Below are 18713 nucleotides of genomic sequence, written 5' to 3' on the forward strand. Positions count from 1 at the left end.
AGGGGTCAGCCCTGCTGCGCGGCCCGGCGGAAGGGGGCGGGATCCCAGTTGCAGGCATATCCGTCACCATCGGGATCCATGCCCTGACGGTCCCGCTCTGGCCCGCCCTGCGACAGAAAGGCGATCTGCGCCTCGTCCGAGGTGGCATGTTGCGCACAGGCCCGCTGAAACTTCGAAGCCTTGTTCAACCCGATCCGCCGATAGACCTGCGTGCCGCGCGGATGGCTGGTCTGCAGCGCATAGGCCACGACATTTGGCCCGGTGCCCGTGCGGCTGGGCAGCGCTTCGGGCTGCACGACCTCGTATTGGGCCCGGTTGCGCGCCAGTCGCGCCGCATCCCCTTCGATGCTGCGCTGGCTCGACACCGCGTCGAAATTGTTCTCGCGCGAAATGCCTGCGGTGTTCACCAACTCCGGCGGCGCGTTGGACGGGCTGGCCTGCAACGGCTCCTGCCCGGAATTGGTCCGCAGGTCGTTGCCAAGGCCAATGCTTGCGCCACTTGCGGCAACGGAAGTCTGCGGCGCGGGAATGGCCGGGTTGCGGCGCGTGGCAGCCAGCACCCGCTGGGTTTCTGCCGCCGTTGCCGCCGCTGAACCGGGCGCAGGGGCAAGCGAACTGCTTTCAAGCGGTTGCGCCGACACAACGGCAGGCGCGGGCACGATCTGCCCTGCCAGTTGCGCGTCGCGCTGGCGCTGCAGGTCTTCCAGCGTGCCGTCGAACCCCACACCGCGCCCGGAATCCGGAACGGCAGGCTGACACGCGGCCAGCACCACGCCTGCGGCGATTGAAAGAAGAACCCGTTTCATCATGTGACCTGCTTCGCCATCATTATCATTGTCTGGCGGTCAGCCTACCACCATTTTTCGGGCTTTGCCACAAACCCGGCCGCCTGTTCGAGCGCATAGGCGGAAGACAGCAATTCCGCTTCCTCCCACGGACGCCCGATCAGTTGCAGCCCCAGCGGCAGCCCGTTGCGGTCCTGCCCCGTGGGCACCGCAATGCCCGGCAAACCGGCCAGGTTCACCGTCACCGTGAACACGTCATTGAGGTACATCTGCACCGGATCGGCATCCGTCATCTCGCCCAGCCCGAAGGCCGCCGACGGCGTGGCAGGGGTCAGGATGCTGTCGATGCCTTGCGCGAACACCTCCTCGAAATCCCGTTTGATCAGGGTCCGCACCTTGCGCGCGCGGTTGTAATAGGCGTCATAGAACCCCGCCGACAGCACGTAGGTCCCGATCATCACCCGGCGCTGCACCTCAGGCCCGAACCCTTCGGCGCGGGTTTTCTCGTACATCTCGGTGATGCCATCGCCCTGCTCCAGCTTGGCGCGGTGACCATACCGCACCCCGTCATACCGCGCCAGGTTCGAAGACGCCTCCGCCGGCGCAATCACGTAATAGGCAGGCAAAGCGTATTTCGTATGCGGGAGCGAGATATCAATGATCTCGGCACCTGCGTCCTTCATCATCGCAATGCCGTCTTGCCACAGCGTCTCGATCTCCTCGGGCATGCCGTCCATGCGGTATTCCTTGGGGATGCCGATCTTCTTGCCGCGCACGTCGCCGGTCAGCGCTGCCTCGAAATCCGGCACCGCCAGATCGGCGCTGGTGCTGTCCTTGGGATCATGGCCGCACATCGCCTCCAGCATGATCGCGGCATCGCGCACGCTCTTGGTCATCGGCCCCGCCTGATCCAGCGATGATGCAAAAGCCACGATGCCCCAGCGCGAACACCGCCCATAGGTCGGCTTGATCCCGGTAATGCCCGTAAACGCCGCAGGCTGCCGGATGGAGCCGCCGGTATCCGTCCCCGTTGCCGCCAGACACAGGTCCGCCGCCACAGCAGAGGCTGACCCACCCGAGGACCCACCGGGCGTGAGCGCCGTATCCGCGTTCCCGCGCCGCCACGGATTGACGGCATTGCCGTAAACCGACGTCTCGTTCGATGAACCCATCGCAAATTCGTCCATGTTGAGCTTGCCCAGCATGACCGCGCCTGCGTCAAACAGGTTCTGGCTGACGGTGCTTTCATACTCCGGCTTGAACCCTTCCAGAATGCGCGAGCCTGCCTGTGACGGCACACCCTTGGTGCAGAACAGATCCTTGATGCCAATCGGCAAGCCGCACATCGCAGGCGCGTCGGTGTCGGACTTCAACCGTGCATCGGCAGCCTCCGCCTGCGCCAGTGCGATCTCCGGCGTGCGGTGCACAAAGGCGTTCAGCACCCCTGCCCCGTCGATGGCATCCAGGCAGGCCTGCGTCAGCTCTTTCGAACTTGTCTTGCCCGCGCGCAGCGCGTCCCGGGCCTCGGCCAGCCCCAGCTTGTTCAGATCAGCCATCATTCCACCACCTTCGGCACCGCAAAAAAGCCTTCGCGCGCATCCGGCGCATTGGCCAGAACCTTGTCCTGCTGGTCGCCATCCGTCACCACGTCCTCGCGCCGCTTCAGACGCTGCGGTGTCACGGATGTCATCGGCTCCACCCCGTCCACATCCACTTCCTCAAGCTGTTCGATAAAGCCCAGGATGGTGTTGAATTCCTGTGCCAGCGCGGGCAGTGCCTCGGGCTCCACCCGGATGCGCGCCAGCTTGGCCACACGGGCAGCGGTGCTTGGATCAATCGACATGACGGCTCTCCATTTTCATGCCGCCCGTCTACCCCTCCGCGCGCCGCCTCGCAAGGGCGCGGGCCCCAGTCTCCCTCCTTTTTCAAATACCCGCCACACCCCCTGCCGGGGGCGCACTGCAACCCATCTCGCCAAAGCGGCAAAAATGCCTAGTCTATAGCCAAAGAGGAGAACACATCATGCATATCATCTGGCTCGGCCACGGCTCATTCCGCATTGAAATCGAAGATCAGGTTCTGCTGATCGACCCCTGGTTGACCGGCAATCCCATGCTGGCGGAGGATCAGCACGCCGCGGCAACCGCCGGGGCGACCCATATCCTTGTGACCCACGGCCATTTCGACCACATCACCGATGTCGTGCAGATCTCCAAGGACACCGGCGCACCGGTCTCCGGCATCTATGAACTGGCGCAACACCTGATCGGTCAGGGCGCGGTCGAAGGGGCGGCTTTCAACATCGGCGGCACCATCGCGATCGGCGACAAGGTCACCGCCAGCATGGTGCCCGCATCCCATTCCTCCAGCACGCAGGTCGCCGATGCACCGGTCTACATGGGCACCGAGACCGGTTTCATCATCAAGGGCGACGGCCATTGTGTCTACCACTCGGGCGACACGGGCATCATGGCCGACATGGACTGGATCGGGGATTACTACAAACCCGATATCGGCATCCTGTCAGCGGGCGGACATTTTACCATGGGCATGCGCGAGGCCGCCTATGCCGCCAAACGGTATTTCAATTTCAAGACCGTGATCCCCTGCCACTACCGCACATTCCCGCTGCTGGAACAATCGGCCAAGGTGCTGGCGGATGGCCTGCCCGGTGTCGATGTGGTGGAGCCGCAGGTGATGCAGGCGATCGCGCTGTGATGTCGCAGGGGACGGTTCAGCCGGAACCGGGAGGGGCCCGGCGGGTTTGACCCTGTGACCTACAGGAGCCCCACATGAACACCGACACGCCCTCTCCCTTCACCCTGACCATCTTCGGGGCCTCCGGCGCCACCGGGCGCGCCGCCATCAAGGCCGCGCGCGCCTGCGATTTACGCGTGCGCGCCATCGATCACTCCCTGCCTGATGACGCGGGCGACGATCCCGGGATCACACACCACCAGGCCGATGTGCTGACGGACGATCTGCGCGACCATGTGCGCGGCGCGGACGCGGTGCTGTCTTGCCTCGGGGTGGGAAACGACCCCGGAACCCTGCTGTCCCCCCCGCCGCTCTATACCAAGGGGACAAGGGCGATCTGCGACGCGATGACGGCAGAGCGCGTGAAACGGCTGGTTGTCATCTCTGCCAGTTTCGTCGCGGACCGCGACCGTGGACCGATCTGGTTCAAGCTGCCCGCGATGATCGGCCTGCACCGGGTCTTCGAACAGATGGCCGAAATGGAAGACAACCTGCGCGCGCGTCCCGATCTGGACTGGACCGCCGTGCGCCCCGGCTGGCTGATGCAGGGCGACGCAACAGAGGATTATACCGTACAGGCCGACGTGATCCCCGATGGCATGGTGCGCACCCGCCACGCCGATCTGGCCGCCTTCATGGTCACACTTGCGCAGAACGGCGACTGGATCCGCGCCACACCGGCACTGGCCCGCCCCGAATCCCCGCAAGCGACATCTCCGGAGGCGGTGCTGCGGGAAATGACGCCCTGATCGCCACATCCCCTAACGCCGGTTTGCGAAAAAGTCTTTAAGCTGCGCCTCGGCTTCCGCCTCTCCCACCCCGTCAATCACCTCCGGCACGTGGTGACACTGCGGATGGGCAAACACCCGCGCGCCATGGGCCACGCCGCCCGATTTCGGGTCCGCCGCGCCATAGACCACCCGCGTCAGCCGCGCCGCCGTGATCGCGCCTGCACACATCGCGCAGGGCTCCAGCGTGACATAGATCACATGCCCCGTCAGCCGCTCCGATCCGACCGCCGCACAGGTGGCGCGGATCACCAGCATTTCCGCATGCGCCGTCGGATCGTGCAATTCCCGCGTGCGGTTGCCGGCCTGTGCCACAACCTTTCCACGCGCATCCACCATCACAGCGCCCACCGGCACCTCGCCCCGCGCCGCAGCCGCGCGCGCTTCTTCCAGCGCAATATCCATGAACGTCCCAACCGACATGCTGCCATAGGGCCGCAAAGCGCGGGCTTTCGCAAGCGGATCAAACCGGGTAAGCGGACGGGATGAACGACAGCACACCAAAATCCACGCCGGATGGCGACCGCATCGCCAAGGTGCTTGCCCGCGCGGGCGTCGCCTCCCGCCGGGAGGCCGAGCGCATGATCGAAGCAGGCCGGGTCGCCGTGAACGGCAAGAAGATCGACAGTCCCGCCCTGAACGTCACGGACAAGGATCAGATCGCCGTCGACGGCAAGCAGGTATCGGAACCCGAACCACCGCGCATGTGGCTTTATCACAAGCCCACAGGTCTGGTGACGACCAACCGCGATGAAAAGGGGCGCGACACGATCTTTGATGCCCTGCCCGACGATATGCCGCGCGTGATGAGCGTCGGACGCCTCGACATCACCTCAGAAGGGTTGCTGTTGCTGACCAATGACGGCGCGATCAAGCGCAAGCTGGAACTGCCCAGCACCGGCTGGCTGCGCCGCTACCGCGTGCGGGTCAACGGGCGGCCCACCGATGAAACCTTGGCCCCCCTGCGCAAGGGCGTGACCGTGGACGGCACCCGCTTTCAGGGCATGGACGTGACGCTGGACCGCCAGCAGGGCGCGAATGCCTGGCTCACCGTGGGCCTGCGCGAAGGCAAGAACCGCGAAATCCGCCGCGCGATGGAAGCCATTGGCCTCAACGTCAATCGCCTGATCCGCATCTCCTATGGCCCCTTCCAGCTGGGAGAGCTGAAATCAGGCGCGGTGGAGGAACTGCGCCGCAAGGTCGTGCGCGATCAGCTTGGCCTGACGCTCGAAGACGACAGCGGCGAGGCGCGCAAGAAACCGAAGGCCGTGCGCCACACCAGCCGCCGCAGACCGGCAAAACCGCGCAAGTAAGACGGGGAAAACACCCGCGTTGCGCCGTTCACATCCGCTCCGCCACCCCTCTGGCTCCGCCCAAGGACACAAGCCTGCGACGCTTGCATACCAGCACGGTCACAGGCACGCGGGGCGCATCACGCCCATCGGGCAGCCTGCCGCGCAGAACACTGGCGTCCCCGAAAGGAAACGCATATGTTAGCGGCCAACAAGTTAACGGGGCCTCATTGTTTCCAGAAATCGTATTCGCAGACGCTTCGCGCGTGACTATTGCGCATACCGAAACAATATCCCCCGCGGACCGCAATTCAACACGGCGCACAACAGGGCCGGACGGGAATGACATGAAAACGCAAAGCGGGTTTCGCAAAGCAGCTTACACGGCCCTGATCGTCGTCTTGTTCGGCGTCGCCAGCGGCTGGCTGGGGGGGCGCTGACATGGCGACGCGCTATGGCGGAAAATACAGCCCCGATGGGGACGGGGACGCGCAAACCCCCGCATCCAAACAGCAAAAGCGCATCGAAGTGGACCCCGTCGGGGGCCGCGCCAACGTGCTGTTTGTGCCCGCAATCGTGCTGGTCGCCACCACGTTCAGCGACGGACCTTGGTCCCTGACCTTCGGATTGCTTGGCGCAGGCACGCTGACCCTTGCCGCCCTTATGCTGCGCGAGGGTCTCAAGGCCGAAGCGGCATATCACGCCCGCAAGGTCGCCCGCCGCCCCGCATGGCCGCGCAAGATGATGGCCAGCTTCCTGACCGGCGTCGGTGCTGCCTTTGCCGTGATGGCGCATCTGAACGAGGGGGCGGAGCTTGTGGCGCCCCTGCTCTATGGCCTGTGCGCAGGCGCGCTGCATCTGGCCGCCTTCGGCATCGACCCGTTGAAATCGAAGGGTGCGGAAGGCATCGACAGCCTGCAACAGGACCGTGTCGCCCGTGTCGTCGATGAAGCGGAAAAGCATCTTGCCGCGATGCGCGATGCGATGACGCGCGCCAATGACCGCACCGCCGCGGCACGGCTAGAGGACTTTCAGGACACCGCCCGCCAGTTGATCCGCACGGTCGAAGAAGACCCCCGTGACCTGACCGCCGCCCGCAAATATCTGGGTGTCTACCTGATGGGCGCACGCGACGCGACGGTGAAGTTTGCCGATATCTACGCCCGCACCCGCGACCCGCAGGCGCGCGCCGATTACCTCGCTCTGCTCGACGATCTGGACAAGAACTTTGCCGCGCGCAATCGCAAATCCCTGCTGGACGACCGCACCGATCTGACCGTCGAAATCGACGTGCTGCGCGACCGTCTCTCCCGCGAAGGGGTGCGCCTGGACTGACCTTCGCCCCTTACCCCCACCTTAAGAAAGTTGTGTATATGTCTGAAACTGTTCGTCAAAAAGCCGCCGAAGCCACTGCAATGGTTGCCGAAGTCAGCGCCATGGTCCTGCCCGAACCCATCGATGCGAATGCGATTGTCCCGCTGGAAGCCGCGGACAAGCCGCAAAGCGCGGAAATCAAGCGCCGTATGGCGGAGATCGACATGGAAGACACCCAGTCCATCGTCGCCTTCGGCTCTGCCGCACAGGCGGAATTGCAGGAAATCAGCCAGGCGATGCTGCAGGACGTGCGCAACAAGGACGTAGGCCCTGCGGGCGACAGCCTGCGCAACATCGTCTCCGCCATCCGGGGCTTTTCGGTCTCCGAACTGGACGTGCGCCGCAAGCGCAGCTGGTGGGAAAAACTGCTCGGCCGCGCGGCCCCCTTCGCGAAATTCACCGCCAAATTCGAAAAGGTGCAGGGCCAGATCGACCGGATCACCGACAACCTGCTGAGCCATGAACATACCCTGCTCAAGGACATCAAATCGCTGGATTTGCTCTATGAAAAGACGCTGCAGTTCTATGATGAACTGGCGCTTTACATCGCCGCGGGGGAGGCCAAGCTGGCCGACCTGGACGGCACCGTGATCCCGGCCAAGGAGAAGGACGTCGAAAAGGCGGCGGAGAACGATCAGGTGATGGTTGCACAGGAACTGCGCGACCTGCGCGCCGCGCGCGATGATCTGGAACGCCGGGTGCACGACCTGAAACTGACCCGTCAGGTCACCATGCAATCCCTGCCCTCCATCCGGCTGGTGCAGGAAAACGACAAGAGCCTCGTCACCAAGATCAACTCAACCCTCGTCAACACCGTGCCGCTGTGGGAAACTCAACTGGCGCAGGCCGTGACCATCCAACGCTCCGGCGAAGCGGCCACTGCCGTGCGCGAAGCCAACGACCTGACCAACGAATTGCTGACGTCGAACGCCAAAAACCTGCGCGAAAGCAACAAGATGATCCGCGAGGAGATGGAGCGCGGCGTGTTCGACATCGAAGCGGTCAAGCAAGCCAATGCGGATCTGATCGGCACCATCGAGGAAAGCCTGCAAATTGCCGACGACGGCAAGGCCAAGCGCGCCGCGGCCGAAAAGGAACTGCAGGAAATGGAAGCCAAGCTGCGCGACACGCTGGCCGCTGCCAAGGCCAAGAAGACCGGGCTGGGCGAAACCGCCGCCGGTGCCGTGCCGGGTTAAGGCGCGGCGGCCATGGACCTGCACCGTCCCTTTCGCATCCTGTCAGCGCTGCCGCTTTTGGCCGCGCTGCTGGCGGCGTGTGACCTGCTTGATCCGAATGTAGACGCCTCGCTCAAGCCGCAGGCGCGTCCCACGCCGCCCGTGGCCGCCGCCCCCGTAGTGGCACGCCCGACCTCTGAAAAAAGCGCCAGCCTGCGCAGCTATTTCGCGCAGGTGGAACAGGCCCAGCTCAGTCAGGGGCTGCTGCGCCAGGACGGTGGCGGGGCGGACACCCCGTTCACCGCTGACGTGCTGGCCCGCAACTTCGAACGCATCGCCTTTTTCAACGAATACGACGGCAGCTTTGGCGGCGCGGGCGGGTCCAGCCCGCTGAACCGCTGGGCCAGCCCGGTGCGCATGGAAGTCCTGTTCGGCGACAGCATCCTGCCATCGCAACGCCGCGCCGATACAACGGCGGTACGCGACTACGCCCGGCGTCTGGGCCGCGTCACCGGCCACCCCGTCACCATGGGCAGCCGCCCGAATTTCATCGTTGTGGTCGCTGGCGAAGACGACCGCGCCGAGATGCTGGCAAAGGCCGCGGCCCGCGTACCGGGCATCTCCCAGCGCAGCCTCGCCTCGGTCCGCGAAATGCCGCGCGACACCTATTGCCTTGTCGCGGCCTATGCCACCGGCGCGAATCCCAATGTCTATACGGCGGCGCTGGCGGTGGTCCGCGCCGAAAACCCCGATCTGCTGCGCCTGTCGTGCATTCACGAGGAACTGGCCCAGGGCATGGGGCTTTCCAACGACAGCCCCGACGCGCGCCCGTCCATCTTCAACGACGACGATGAATTCGCGCTGCTGACCCGTCACGACGAACTGCTGTTGAAAATGCTCTATGACGACCGCCTGCAACCCGGCATGAGCGCGGCAGAGGCAGCCCCCATCACCCGCATCATCGCGCGGGAATTGACAGGGGGTCCGTTGTAAAGGCGGTGGTCAAGTCTGACCGAAAGGCCACCAATGAAGCGGCCTTTTGCACCCGGAACCTGACCGGACACTTCATATCGAAGGCCACAATGGCGCCTAGCAGGGTCCGGAAGCGCCGGTACATGTTGCCACCCCCGGCGCTTGCGCGCTCCCCATCGCAGAACCGTCCGTGGCCCAGACATCCCGCGCCACACGCCAGACGTCGTCCTGTCCCAATCGGTAGATGTTGATCCCGTTGCCCGTGTCCACAAACGCCGCGCCCCCATCGCGCGGCATATCGACCGCCTTGTAGGTGTACCGCTCGAACGCCCAGTCGCCCGTGACGACAAACTCAACCGACGTCTTCTGCCAGGATGTCTGAAAGGCCTCGAAATAACCGCGCACCCAGGGCGCAACCTCGGTCTTGCCGACCATCGCGGGTGCATTCGGCGCGATGACGACGATGTCGTCGGTGACTGTCGCAAGCAGCGCCTCGGGATCGTTGGCATTGATCGCGGCAAGATATCTGTCGTGCGCCCTGTGCGCGGCGTCTTCGCGCGGGCTTGCGGCGACCGCGGCGCTGGACAGTGCGGCCAAAGCCACAGCAGCGGCGTACATACCATTTCTTTTCGACATTCTGATCTCCAGTTCTGATATCTCTGCTAATGCTTTCGTATGAGCAGAATTGCTTCACATGGATGTATTATCATGACATGCTGGAATGCGTGACTCAGGAATAAAACTCGACCTTTAATTAGAACTATCAAATGACCGATATCAACTGGACCCAACTCCCACCCCTGTCGACCTTGCGCGCCTTCGAGGCGACCGCACGGTTGCAAGGCTATTCCGCAGCGGCCAGAGCGTTGAACGTGACGCCCGCTGCGATCGCGCAACAGGTCCGCAAACTCGAAGCTGAAATCGGCACGAAACTGGTGCGCAGGGAAGGACGCGGGCTGACGCTGACCGACGCGGGCCACCAATTATCCCACCCCCTGCTTGAGGCTTTCACGCTCATCGCCGATGGCATTCGTGATCTGGAAAGAAGCGAAGCGCGCCGGGGTGTCCGTGTCTCCACCACTGATTATTTTGCGGGAATGGTCATCCTTCCCCGCCTCGGTGAATTCTGGAAGAAACACCCGACGCTACAGGTCTCCCTTTCGCCGGACGGCAACACGGCACCCATCGACCTCGACACCCACGACATAGCCATTCGCGGTGGCGCGCCGGGACAGAAATGGGGGGACTACCAGGTTGCCAAACTGCTTGAGACACCCATGATCCTTTGCGCAGCACCCGAACTGATCGGCACGGGCAAAGTCGATCTGTCGTCGCTGCCGTGGATATCCGACCGGGGGATCGGAGGTGGCGTTTTCGAGGAGGCGGTCAGCCGCGCGGGATGTGATCTTGCTGCCCTGAAGCTCGTCGATCCGGGCAACGCCAAGTTGGAGCTGGAAGCCGCCCTGATGGGCTATGGCCTGCGCTTCACCCCTGAGTTGACGGTCCGGGACCATCTCGCGGATGGCTCCCTGATCAAGCTGGACATCGACCTTGAGATGACCGGGATTTACCATGCGATTTGTCAGAAAGGTCCGATCCCGGCCCAGACCCGCAAATTCCTGGACTGGCTTTTGGAAATATGCGCCCCGCTCTCGGTCGGATCCGGGCGGCCCTGACCCCGGAACAATCCTGTCACAGGCACCGCCCCGCCTTGTCTTGATAACCCGACCCATGCGCAATAGGTTCCGGTTGACCCCTATTCAAGGACCGTACCCCATGGGCATTTTCGATTTCCTCTCCGGTGAATTCATCGACGTCATCCACTGGACAGACGACACCCGCGACACGATGGTCTGGCGGTTCGAACGGGAAGGCCACGAGATAAAGTACGGCGCCAAACTGACCGTGCGCGAAGGACAGGCGGCGGTGTTCGTGCACGAAGGGCAATTGGCCGATGTCTTCACACCCGGTCTCTACATGTTGGAAACCAACAACATGCCGATCATGACCACCCTGCAACACTGGGATCACGGTTTCAAAAGCCCCTTCAAGTCGGAGATCTATTTCGTCAACACCACCCGGTTCAACGACCTCAAATGGGGCACCAAGAACCCGGTGATCTGCCGCGACCCCGAATTCGGCCCAGTCCGCCTGCGCGCCTTCGGCACCTACAGCGTCAAGGTTTCCGAACCCGCGCGCTTCCTGTCGGAAATCGTCGGCACCGATGGTGAATTCACCATGGATGAAATCAGCTTCCAGATCCGCAACATCATCGTGCAGGAATTCTCCCGGACCATCGCGCGCGCGGGGATCCCGGTGATGGACATGGCCGCCAACACCCGCGAGTTGGGCAAGCTGGTCAGCCAGGAAATCGCCGGCCAGATCGGCGTTTACGGGCTGTCGCTGCCGGAACTCTATATCGAAAACATCTCCCTGCCGCCCGCCGTGGAAGAAGTAATGGACAAACGGTCCTCCATGGGCGTGATTGGCAACCTGAACGAATACATGCAGTTTCAGGCGGCCGAGGCACTGGGCAACGAAGGTGCCGGTGCCGCCGCCATTCAGGCGGGCCTTGGTGCGGGGCTGGGCATGCAGATCGGCCAACAGGCGGCCGGATCCCAGGGCCCCTGGGGCGCACGCACCGTCGCGCCCGCCCAGATCGCTCCGCCCCCGGTCGAACATGTCTGGCACATCGCCGAAGGCGGCAAGACGACAGGCCCCTTTTCCAAGGCCGCCATGGGCCGAAAGGCCGCCGAAGGCGCGCTGAGCCGTGACAGCTATGTCTGGACCCCCGGTCAGGATGGCTGGCAGCGGGCCGAGGACGTGGCCGAACTGGCACAGCTTTTCACCGTTCTGCCGCCCCCGCCCCCCGGTGCCTGACAGCATCGGCCGCGCAGGCCTGCGGGCGCGGATCACCGCGCGCCTGCCCCGGCGGCGCAGCGCACTGAAGGCCCTGCACTGGGGCATGGTGCCGCTACTGGTCTGGTTCCTGCTGGTCACCCCGGATGATGTCCTGCCCTTCGGCCCGCGCGCCTTTCAGGCGCATTCGATCCTTGCCCTGATCTTCGTGACCATGTGCCTGATCTGGACCGCCGATTACCTGCGCCGCGGTCTGGCCAGTCGCCCAGGCCCGAAACTTCCCTCCTGGGCGCGGCGGGTGCACCAATGGCTGCACAAGGCACTGATCTGGGGCCTTTTCGGCGTGGCGATCACCGGCTTTTTGCTGGGCCTGACCTCCGCCACGGTGCTGTGGGCGGGCGGGTTCCTGCCCATCGCACCGGCGCTGAACCTCAAGGAGGCCAATCACATCATCGGCCAGATCCACATCTTCGAATTCTACCTGCTGGCCGCCATCGCGGCGGGTCACGCGCTTTTTCACGTCTGGCGGCACTGTGCCCTGCGCGACAATGCGCTGCGGATCATGACACCCAAGGCGCTGCACCGCTATCTTTAGGCCCAGCTTGATCTGGCAGCGCCTGCGCAAGGGCGCTATGTCTGACACGCACCCCGACCGGAGCCCCCATGCCTGATCCCGCCGCCCCCTCTCCCGCGCCCCTGAAGGAACATCGCTTTCCCTGCGATACTTGCGGCTCTGATCTGCGCTTTGACCCCGGTGCGGGGCTTTTGATGTGCGATCACTGCGGCAACCAGCAGGCGATCGACGGCGGCGGCAGGCACCTCAACCCCATGGCCGAACTGGACCTCTCCCGCGGTCTGGCGGCCGACCTGCCCCCCGAGCAGATGGAGGAAACCCGCGTCACCTCCTGCCCCAATTGCGCGGCAGAAGTGGAATTTCACGATGGCAAACACGCCACCGAATGCCCCTTCTGCGCCACCCCCGTGGTGGTCGACACCGGCACCCACCGCCAGATCAAGCCGCGCGGCGTGCTGCCCTTCGCGCTGGATCAGGATACCGCGCGCGGGGCGATGCAGGACTGGCTGGGGCGGCTGTGGTTCGCGCCCAACGGGTTGCAGCAATACGCCCGCAAGGGCCGCCGGATGCAGGGCATCTATGTGCCCTACTGGACCTATGACGCCGAAACCCGTTCCAGCTATCGCGGCCAGCGCGGCACGGTCTATTACGTCACCCGCACGGTGATGCGCGACGGCAAGCGGGTCAGCCAACAGGTCCCCAAAGTCCGCTGGAGCCCCGCGTCGGGCCGGGTACAACGGTTCTTCGATGATGTACTGGTGCTGGCCTCCACCTCCTTGCCCAAGCGTTTCACCGATGCGCTTGAACCCTGGGACCTGTCCGCGCTCGAACCCTACCGGCCCGAATACCTTGCAGGCTTCCGGGCAGAGGCATACCACGTCTCCCTTCAGGACGGCTTTATCGAGGCGCGCGGATACATGGACAGGATCATCCAACGGGATGTGAAATTCGACATCGGCGGCGACCGCCAGCGGGTGCAGCACATCGACACGCAGCTCAGCGATCTGACCTTCAAGCACATCCTGCTGCCGGTGTGGCTGGCCGCCTACAAATACCGTGGCAAGACCTATCGTTTTGTCGTGAACGGACGCACCGGCAGGGTGCAGGGCGAACGCCCCTACTCCGCCATCAAGATCACCATCGCGGTGGTGCTGGGCCTGATCACGGCCGGCGTCATCGGCTATCTGGCAGCACAACAATGACCCAAGACTACGACACGCTTCACACCATCCTGACCGCGCGCCATTCCTGCCGCGCCTTCCTGCCCGACCCCCTGCCTGACGCGCTGATCACCCGGATCGTCACCGCCGCGCGGCGCGCGCCCTCGTGGTGCAACGCGCAGCCCTGGCAGTTGGAGATCACCCGTGGCGACAGCACAAACAACCTGCGCGCCGCCCTGACCGAAGCCGCCACTGCCGGAACGCTCCCGCAGCCCGATCTGCAATGGCCCGGCAAATACCTCGGCGTCTACGCCGACCGCCGCCGCGCCTGCGGCTTTCAGCTTTACGATGCCGTGGGAGTGGAGAAATCCGACCATGTCGGCAGGCAGGCCCAGATGCTGCGCAACTACGCCTTCTTTGACGCGCCGCACGTGGCGATCCTGCATGCGCCCGCCGAACTGGGCCCGCACGGCGTGATGGATTGCGGCGGCTTCATCACCGCTTTCATGCTGGCGGCCACCGCCTGCGGTGTCGGCACCATCGCGCAGGCCGCCGTTGCCGCCTATGCACCGCTCTTGCATGACCGGCTGGACATTCCGCAGGAACGTACGATCCTCTGCGCGATCTCGCTGGGCTACCCCGACACCGACGATCCCGCCAACGGCTTTCGCACCGACCGCGCGGAGCCCGCCGACATCATCCGCTGGCACGACTGATGCGCGCGCTTCTCCAACGGGTCTCCGATGCAGCCGTCAGCGTGGACGGCACCCGGATCGCTGCCATCGACCATGGCCTGCTGATCTTCGTCTGCGCCATGCCGGAAGACACCTCTGACACCGCGAAAGCCCTCGCCGCGAAGGTCGCCAAACTGCGCCTGTTCAAGGACAACGCGGGCAAGATGAACCTCAACATCGCCCAAACCGGCGGTGCGGCCCTTGTGGTCAGCCAGTTCACCCTTGCCGCCGACACCTCCCGCGGCACCCGTCCGGGGTTCTCCTACGCCGCCAAACCGGAGATGGCCGAAACACTCTATCTGGAGTTCACCCAGGCCTTGCGCGACCTGAACGTCCCGACCCAGACCGGAGAATTCGGCGCGGACATGGCCGTCAGCCTGACCAACGACGGCCCCGTAACCATCTGGCTGGATACTGCCACCCCCTGACCTGCTGGTTTTGGTGAGCCTGCCGCCCCTCCGCCCTCTCAACCGCCACCGCAATCCTGTTGACAATCCCGCCCCGTCCCCCAACCCTTCGGATATGAAGGACACCCCCCACACCCTCCGCGCCATCACCGAAGACCCTGACCTCGGCATCACTCTCTCGGACGGCTGTCGCCTCTCTGTCCGCGTCTGGATGCCCGAGGACGCCACCGACGATCCCGTCCCGGTGATCCTTGAATACCTGCCCTACCGCAAACGCGACGGCACCTGCGCGCGCGACGCGCTCACGCACCCCTACTTTGCGATGCGCGGCTACGCCTGCCTGCGCGTGGACATGCGCGGCAATGGCGACAGCGAAGGACTGATGGCGGACGAATACACCGCACAGGAACTTTCGGACGCGGTGGAAGTCATCACCTGGGCCGCGGCCCAGCCGTGGTGCAACGGCCGCGTCGGCATGATGGGGATCAGTTGGGGCGGCTTCAACGGCCTGCAGGTCGCAGCCCTCGCGCCCGATCCCCTGAAGGCCGTGATCACGCTCTGCTCCACTGTGGACCGCTTTGCCGATGACATCCACTACAAGGGCGGCTGCCTGCTGAACGAAAACCTCGGCTGGGGCGCTACGATGTGGTCCTATTCGTCGCGCGCGCCCGATCCCGGCCTGCGCGACAACTGGCGCGAGATGTGGCTGGAGCGGCTGGAAAACGAACCCTTCCTGCCCGCCACATGGCTCGGCCATCAGCGCCGCGACGCTTATTGGCGGCACGGCTCGGTTTGTGAAGACTACAGCAAAATCAACGCCAAGGTGCTGGCCATCGGTGGCTGGGGCGACGCCTACAAGAACGCCGTGCCGCAACTGGTCGAAGTCCTTCCCGGCGCCAAGGGCATTGTCGGTCCGTGGGTGCACAAATATCCCCATTTCGCCGTACCGGAGCCGCGCATCGGCTTCCTGCAGGAAGCGCTGCGCTGGTGGGACCGCTGGCTCAAGGACGTGGACACCGGGGTGGAAGATGACCCCGACTACCGCGCCTACCTGATGGACGGCGTGCGCCCGGCGGCATGGTATACCGACCGCCCCGGCCACTGGATCGCCGAAGAAACCGGTGCCACCGGCCATCTTGAAACGGAAACCCTGCACCTGACCGACCGGGGCCTGCGCGGCAATGCCGATCACCTGAACGCCACCGTCGCCTCCCCCGCCCATTGCGGCGCGGAGGCGGGCGAATACTGCGCCATCTGGCTGGGACCGGAAATGCCCGGTGACCAGCGTGCCGATGATGCACTGTCAACGACCTTCGACACCGAACCGCTGGATTGGGACATGGACATCGTCGGCGCGCCCCGGATCACCCTGAAACTGACCGCCGACCAACCCCAGGCGCAGATTGCCGTGCGCCTGTGCCACGTCCATCCAGACGGCGCAAGCAGCCGCATCACCTACGGCGTGCTCAACCTCAGCCACCGCAACGGCTCCGCCGATCCGGAGCCGTTGACGCCCGGCACGGCGCAGGAAATCACGCTGGATCTGGATCACATCGCGTACCGCGTGCCCAAGGGCCATCACCTGCGCGTCGCAGTCTCCAATGCCTATTGGCCGATGATCTGGCCCGCGCCCCATCAGTCCAGTTTGCACCTACATGCAGGCCAGATCACCCTGCCCCAGCGTCCCAGCGGCAGCGCGGATGAGGTCACCTTTCCCCCGCCCGACGCCGCCCCCGCGTGGGAGACTGAAACCCTGCGCCCCGCAAACCACGTCCGGCGCACAGAAACGGACCGTGTCACCGGCGCGGTGACCCTGATCATCGAAGATGATTTCGGCCAGGTCCGCGACCTTGACCATGGGCTTGTCACCGGCACAATCGCCCGTGAAACATGGCGAATTCACCCTGACGATCCGTGCTGCGCCTATGGCGCGTGCCATTGGACCGACACGCTGGAACGCGACGACATCCACCTGCGCACCGAAGCCACCTGCGAGATGTGGTCGGACACCGAAACCTTCTATCTGCGTGCGCGGATGGAGGCCTGGGAAGGCGACGTCCGCGTTTTCGAACGTGACGTAGAGGAAACCATTCCCCGCGAACATCTGTAACGAAACCGTCACGCGCATCAGGGCATTAACCCTTGCGACCCCGCCTGAAATGGGCATGCTTATCCCATAAACACGAAAAGGGCGCGGCAAGCGCTCCGTTCCAACGGGAGACCACAATGAACGATCAACTCGAATACATGTCCAAGAAGGTCGCAGACGGCCGCATGACCCGCCGCGAATTCGTCGGCCGCGCGGTCGCACTTGGTGTCACTGCCGTCGCCGCCAACGCGATGGCCAGCCAGGCCCAGGCCGATGGCCACGCCACCCCACAGCGCGGCGGCATGCTGAAAATCGGCTCTTCGGGTGGCGAAAGCACAAACACCCAAGACCCCGCTCTGACCGCTTCCGAAGTGCCGCTCAACAACCTGCGGTGCTGGGGCGAAACGCTCGTGGAAGTGACCGAAAACGGCGAAATCGACTACCGCATGGCAGAAGGCGTCGAAGCTTCTGCCGACGCGCAGACCTGGGCGTTCAAGATCCGCAAGGGCATTCCTTTCTCGAATGGCCGCGACATGACCCCCGAAGACGTGCTCAAGACGATGCAGCGTCACTCGAACGAGGACAGCCAGTCTGGCGCGCTCGGCATCATGAAGGGCATCGCCAACATGAAGGTCGACGGCGACAACTTCATTGTTGAGCTGGAAACCCCGAACGCCGACCTGCCCTTCCTGATGGCCGATTATCACCTGATGATCCAGCCGGATGGCGGCATGGAGAATCCCGGCGCCGGCATCGGCACAGGGCCATATACCATCGAAATCGACGAACCCGGCGTGCGCCACGCGTTCAAGCGTCGCGACGATTATTGGGACAGTGAAAACCGCGGCTGGGCCGACGAGGTCGAACAGCTTGTGCTGAACGATGCCACCGCCCGGACTGCGGCGCTGCAATCGGGTCAGGTGCATGCGATCAACCGGGTAGACCCCAAGGTTGCCGCCCTGCTCGACCGCGCGCCGAACCTGAGCGTGCAATCGGCCTCTGGTCGCGGCCATTATGTGTTTATCATGCACATCGACACAGCGCCCTTTGACAACAATGACCTGCGTCTGGCACTGAAATACGCGATCAACCGTCAGGAAATGGTCGACAAGATCCTGCGCGGCTACGGCTCCATCGGGAACGACATGCCGATCAACGCCTCCTATCCGCTGTTTGATGCGTCCATTCCGCAGCGCGAGCATTCGGTTGAAAAAGCCGCAGAGCACTACAAGAAGTCCGGTCACGACGGCTCCCCCATCATCCTGCGCGTCGCCGATGGTGCCTTCCCCGGTGCCGTGGATGCCGCCGCCCTGTTCCAGCAATCCGCGCAAGCCGCTGGTATTCCACTGGAAATCAAGCGGGAACCGAACGACGGCTACTGGTCCGAGGTTTGGAACGTGCAACCCTTCTGCGCGTCCTACTGGGGCGGTCGTCCCGTGCAGGACCAGATGTATTCCACTGCGTATCTGTCCACAGCTGACTGGAACGACACACGCTGGAAACGGCCAGAATTCGACGACATGCTCAACGCCGCCAAGGCGGAGCTGGACGGCGAATTGCGCAAGGAGATCTATTCCAAGATGGGCCGGATGCTGCGCGATGAAGGCGGTCTGATCCTGCCGATGTTCAACGATTTCGTCTCCGGCGTTTCCAATGACCTCGGCGGCTGGATCACCGATCCAAACGGCGGCATGATGAACAACAAAGCCGCCATCCGGTGCTGGGTCAAAGACGCGTAAGTCTTAGT

Annotated in this window: 19 protein-coding genes; 14 read left to right on the forward strand and 5 right to left on the reverse strand. The window is 64.0% G+C overall.

All coding sequences use genetic code 11. The features are described from left to right. Positions 1-5: 5 nt before the first annotated feature. The 3 genes from AB4X18_RS01380 to gatC are packed head-to-tail and all read right to left on the reverse strand — an operon-like array spanning position 6 to position 2628. On the reverse strand, positions 6-809 hold the full coding sequence (locus AB4X18_RS01380; RefSeq protein WP_432817003.1) for a hypothetical protein: 804 nt from the start codon (positions 807-809) through the stop codon (positions 6-8). 41 nt (positions 810-850) lie between these two features. Further along, positions 851-2341 (reverse strand): Asp-tRNA(Asn)/Glu-tRNA(Gln) amidotransferase subunit GatA, encoded by a 1491-nt coding sequence (gatA, locus tag AB4X18_RS01385; RefSeq protein WP_432817004.1) that lies wholly within the window; start codon positions 2339-2341, stop codon positions 851-853. Then, on the reverse strand, positions 2341-2628 hold the full coding sequence (gene gatC, locus AB4X18_RS01390) for an Asp-tRNA(Asn)/Glu-tRNA(Gln) amidotransferase subunit GatC (protein WP_370401921.1): 288 nt from the start codon (positions 2626-2628) through the stop codon (positions 2341-2343). The genes gatA and gatC overlap by 1 nt, the downstream gene beginning before the upstream one ends. Positions 2629-2807: 179 nt before the next feature. On the opposite strand from gatC, the gene AB4X18_RS01395 reads away from it, so the two are divergent. Then, complete coding sequence (locus AB4X18_RS01395; protein ID WP_370401922.1) at positions 2808-3503, forward strand: metal-dependent hydrolase; 696 nt, start codon at positions 2808-2810, stop codon at positions 3501-3503. A gap of 74 nt (positions 3504-3577) precedes the next feature. Continuing rightward, complete coding sequence (locus AB4X18_RS01400) at positions 3578-4291, forward strand: NAD(P)-dependent oxidoreductase (RefSeq protein WP_370401923.1); 714 nt, start codon at positions 3578-3580, stop codon at positions 4289-4291. Between the two features lie 12 nt (positions 4292-4303). Here the strand turns inward: AB4X18_RS01400 and AB4X18_RS01405 are convergent, their stop codons facing one another. Further along, a complete protein-coding gene (locus AB4X18_RS01405; RefSeq protein WP_432817005.1) occupies positions 4304-4735 on the reverse strand; it encodes a nucleoside deaminase in 432 nt (143 codons plus the stop codon). A gap of 80 nt (positions 4736-4815) precedes the next feature. Here AB4X18_RS01405 and AB4X18_RS01410 point away from each other — a divergent pair, with 80 nt between their 5' ends. From AB4X18_RS01410 to AB4X18_RS01425, 4 genes are all read left to right on the forward strand, one after another. Next, positions 4816-5643: a pseudouridine synthase gene (locus AB4X18_RS01410; protein ID WP_370401925.1), complete on the forward strand. Its 828-nt coding sequence runs from the start codon at positions 4816-4818 to the stop codon at positions 5641-5643. A 420-nt stretch (positions 5644-6063) separates the two neighbouring features. Next, positions 6064-6957: a 5-bromo-4-chloroindolyl phosphate hydrolysis family protein gene (locus tag AB4X18_RS01415; protein WP_370402556.1), complete on the forward strand. Its 894-nt coding sequence runs from the start codon at positions 6064-6066 to the stop codon at positions 6955-6957. Positions 6958-6995: 38 nt separating this feature from the next. Further along, positions 6996-8192: a toxic anion resistance protein gene (locus tag AB4X18_RS01420; RefSeq protein ID WP_370401926.1), complete on the forward strand. Its 1197-nt coding sequence runs from the start codon at positions 6996-6998 to the stop codon at positions 8190-8192. 12 nt (positions 8193-8204) lie between these two features. Further along, positions 8205-9164, forward strand: coding sequence for a DUF2927 domain-containing protein (locus tag AB4X18_RS01425; protein WP_370401927.1), 960 nt, complete (start codon positions 8205-8207; stop codon positions 9162-9164). A 96-nt stretch (positions 9165-9260) separates the two neighbouring features. Here the strand turns inward: AB4X18_RS01425 and AB4X18_RS01430 are convergent, their stop codons facing one another. Continuing rightward, complete coding sequence (locus tag AB4X18_RS01430) at positions 9261-9779, reverse strand: YybH family protein (protein ID WP_370401928.1); 519 nt, start codon at positions 9777-9779, stop codon at positions 9261-9263. Between the two features lie 131 nt (positions 9780-9910). On the opposite strand from AB4X18_RS01430, the gene AB4X18_RS01435 reads away from it, so the two are divergent. From AB4X18_RS01435 to AB4X18_RS01470, 8 genes are all read left to right on the forward strand, one after another. After that, positions 9911-10819: a LysR family transcriptional regulator gene (locus AB4X18_RS01435; protein WP_370401929.1), complete on the forward strand. Its 909-nt coding sequence runs from the start codon at positions 9911-9913 to the stop codon at positions 10817-10819. A gap of 100 nt (positions 10820-10919) precedes the next feature. Beyond that, positions 10920-12023 (forward strand): SPFH domain-containing protein, encoded by a 1104-nt coding sequence (locus AB4X18_RS01440; RefSeq protein WP_432817006.1) that lies wholly within the window; start codon positions 10920-10922, stop codon positions 12021-12023. Further along, entirely contained in the window at positions 12016-12597 is a 582-nt protein-coding gene (locus AB4X18_RS01445) for a cytochrome b/b6 domain-containing protein (RefSeq protein ID WP_370401931.1), read from the forward strand. Before AB4X18_RS01440 ends, AB4X18_RS01445 begins: the two co-directional genes overlap by 8 nt. 68 nt (positions 12598-12665) lie before the next feature. Further along, complete coding sequence (locus AB4X18_RS01450) at positions 12666-13778, forward strand: TFIIB-type zinc finger domain-containing protein (RefSeq protein ID WP_432817007.1); 1113 nt, start codon at positions 12666-12668, stop codon at positions 13776-13778. Continuing rightward, positions 13775-14452, forward strand: a complete 678-nt coding sequence (locus tag AB4X18_RS01455; RefSeq protein WP_432817008.1) for a nitroreductase — start codon at positions 13775-13777, stop codon at positions 14450-14452. Before AB4X18_RS01450 ends, AB4X18_RS01455 begins: the two co-directional genes overlap by 4 nt. Then, entirely contained in the window at positions 14452-14898 is a 447-nt protein-coding gene (gene dtd / locus AB4X18_RS01460) for a D-aminoacyl-tRNA deacylase (RefSeq protein ID WP_370401932.1), read from the forward strand. The genes AB4X18_RS01455 and dtd overlap by 1 nt, the downstream gene beginning before the upstream one ends. Before the next feature lie 94 nt (positions 14899-14992). Continuing rightward, positions 14993-16987, forward strand: coding sequence for a CocE/NonD family hydrolase (locus AB4X18_RS01465; protein ID WP_370401933.1), 1995 nt, complete (start codon positions 14993-14995; stop codon positions 16985-16987). 116 nt (positions 16988-17103) lie between these two features. Continuing rightward, positions 17104-18705 (forward strand): ABC transporter substrate-binding protein, encoded by a 1602-nt coding sequence (locus tag AB4X18_RS01470; protein ID WP_370401934.1) that lies wholly within the window; start codon positions 17104-17106, stop codon positions 18703-18705. Positions 18706-18713 lie beyond the last annotated feature (8 nt).

Origin of the sequence: Sulfitobacter rhodophyticola (assembly GCF_041281685.2) — a bacterium.
In the GTDB taxonomy this organism is placed as follows: domain Bacteria; phylum Pseudomonadota; class Alphaproteobacteria; order Rhodobacterales; family Rhodobacteraceae; genus Sulfitobacter.

Bases quoted from the DNA above. Each gene is read 5' to 3' on its own strand.
- AB4X18_RS01380 (WP_432817003.1), bottom strand. From the start codon at position 809: ATGATGAAACGGGTTCTTCTTTCAATCGCCGCAGGCGTGGTGCTGGCC.
- gatA (WP_432817004.1), bottom strand. From the start codon at position 2,341: ATGGCTGATCTGAACAAGCTGGGGCTGGCCGAGGCCCGGGACGCGCTG.
- gatC (WP_370401921.1), bottom strand. From the start codon at position 2,628: ATGTCGATTGATCCAAGCACCGCTGCCCGTGTGGCCAAGCTGGCGCGC.
- AB4X18_RS01395 (WP_370401922.1), top strand. From the start codon at position 2,808: ATGCATATCATCTGGCTCGGCCACGGCTCATTCCGCATTGAAATCGAA.
- AB4X18_RS01400 (WP_370401923.1), top strand. From the start codon at position 3,578: ATGAACACCGACACGCCCTCTCCCTTCACCCTGACCATCTTCGGGGCC.
- AB4X18_RS01405 (WP_432817005.1), bottom strand. From the start codon at position 4,735: ATGGATATTGCGCTGGAAGAAGCGCGCGCGGCTGCGGCGCGGGGCGAG.
- AB4X18_RS01410 (WP_370401925.1), top strand. From the start codon at position 4,816: ATGAACGACAGCACACCAAAATCCACGCCGGATGGCGACCGCATCGCC.
- AB4X18_RS01415 (WP_370402556.1), top strand. From the start codon at position 6,064: ATGGCGACGCGCTATGGCGGAAAATACAGCCCCGATGGGGACGGGGAC.
- AB4X18_RS01420 (WP_370401926.1), top strand. From the start codon at position 6,996: ATGTCTGAAACTGTTCGTCAAAAAGCCGCCGAAGCCACTGCAATGGTT.
- AB4X18_RS01425 (WP_370401927.1), top strand. From the start codon at position 8,205: ATGGACCTGCACCGTCCCTTTCGCATCCTGTCAGCGCTGCCGCTTTTG.
- AB4X18_RS01430 (WP_370401928.1), bottom strand. From the start codon at position 9,779: ATGTCGAAAAGAAATGGTATGTACGCCGCTGCTGTGGCTTTGGCCGCA.
- AB4X18_RS01435 (WP_370401929.1), top strand. From the start codon at position 9,911: ATGACCGATATCAACTGGACCCAACTCCCACCCCTGTCGACCTTGCGC.
- AB4X18_RS01440 (WP_432817006.1), top strand. From the start codon at position 10,920: ATGGGCATTTTCGATTTCCTCTCCGGTGAATTCATCGACGTCATCCAC.
- AB4X18_RS01450 (WP_432817007.1), top strand. From the start codon at position 12,666: ATGCCTGATCCCGCCGCCCCCTCTCCCGCGCCCCTGAAGGAACATCGC.
- AB4X18_RS01455 (WP_432817008.1), top strand. From the start codon at position 13,775: ATGACCCAAGACTACGACACGCTTCACACCATCCTGACCGCGCGCCAT.
- dtd (WP_370401932.1), top strand. From the start codon at position 14,452: ATGCGCGCGCTTCTCCAACGGGTCTCCGATGCAGCCGTCAGCGTGGAC.
- AB4X18_RS01465 (WP_370401933.1), top strand. From the start codon at position 14,993: ATGAAGGACACCCCCCACACCCTCCGCGCCATCACCGAAGACCCTGAC.
- AB4X18_RS01470 (WP_370401934.1), top strand. From the start codon at position 17,104: ATGAACGATCAACTCGAATACATGTCCAAGAAGGTCGCAGACGGCCGC.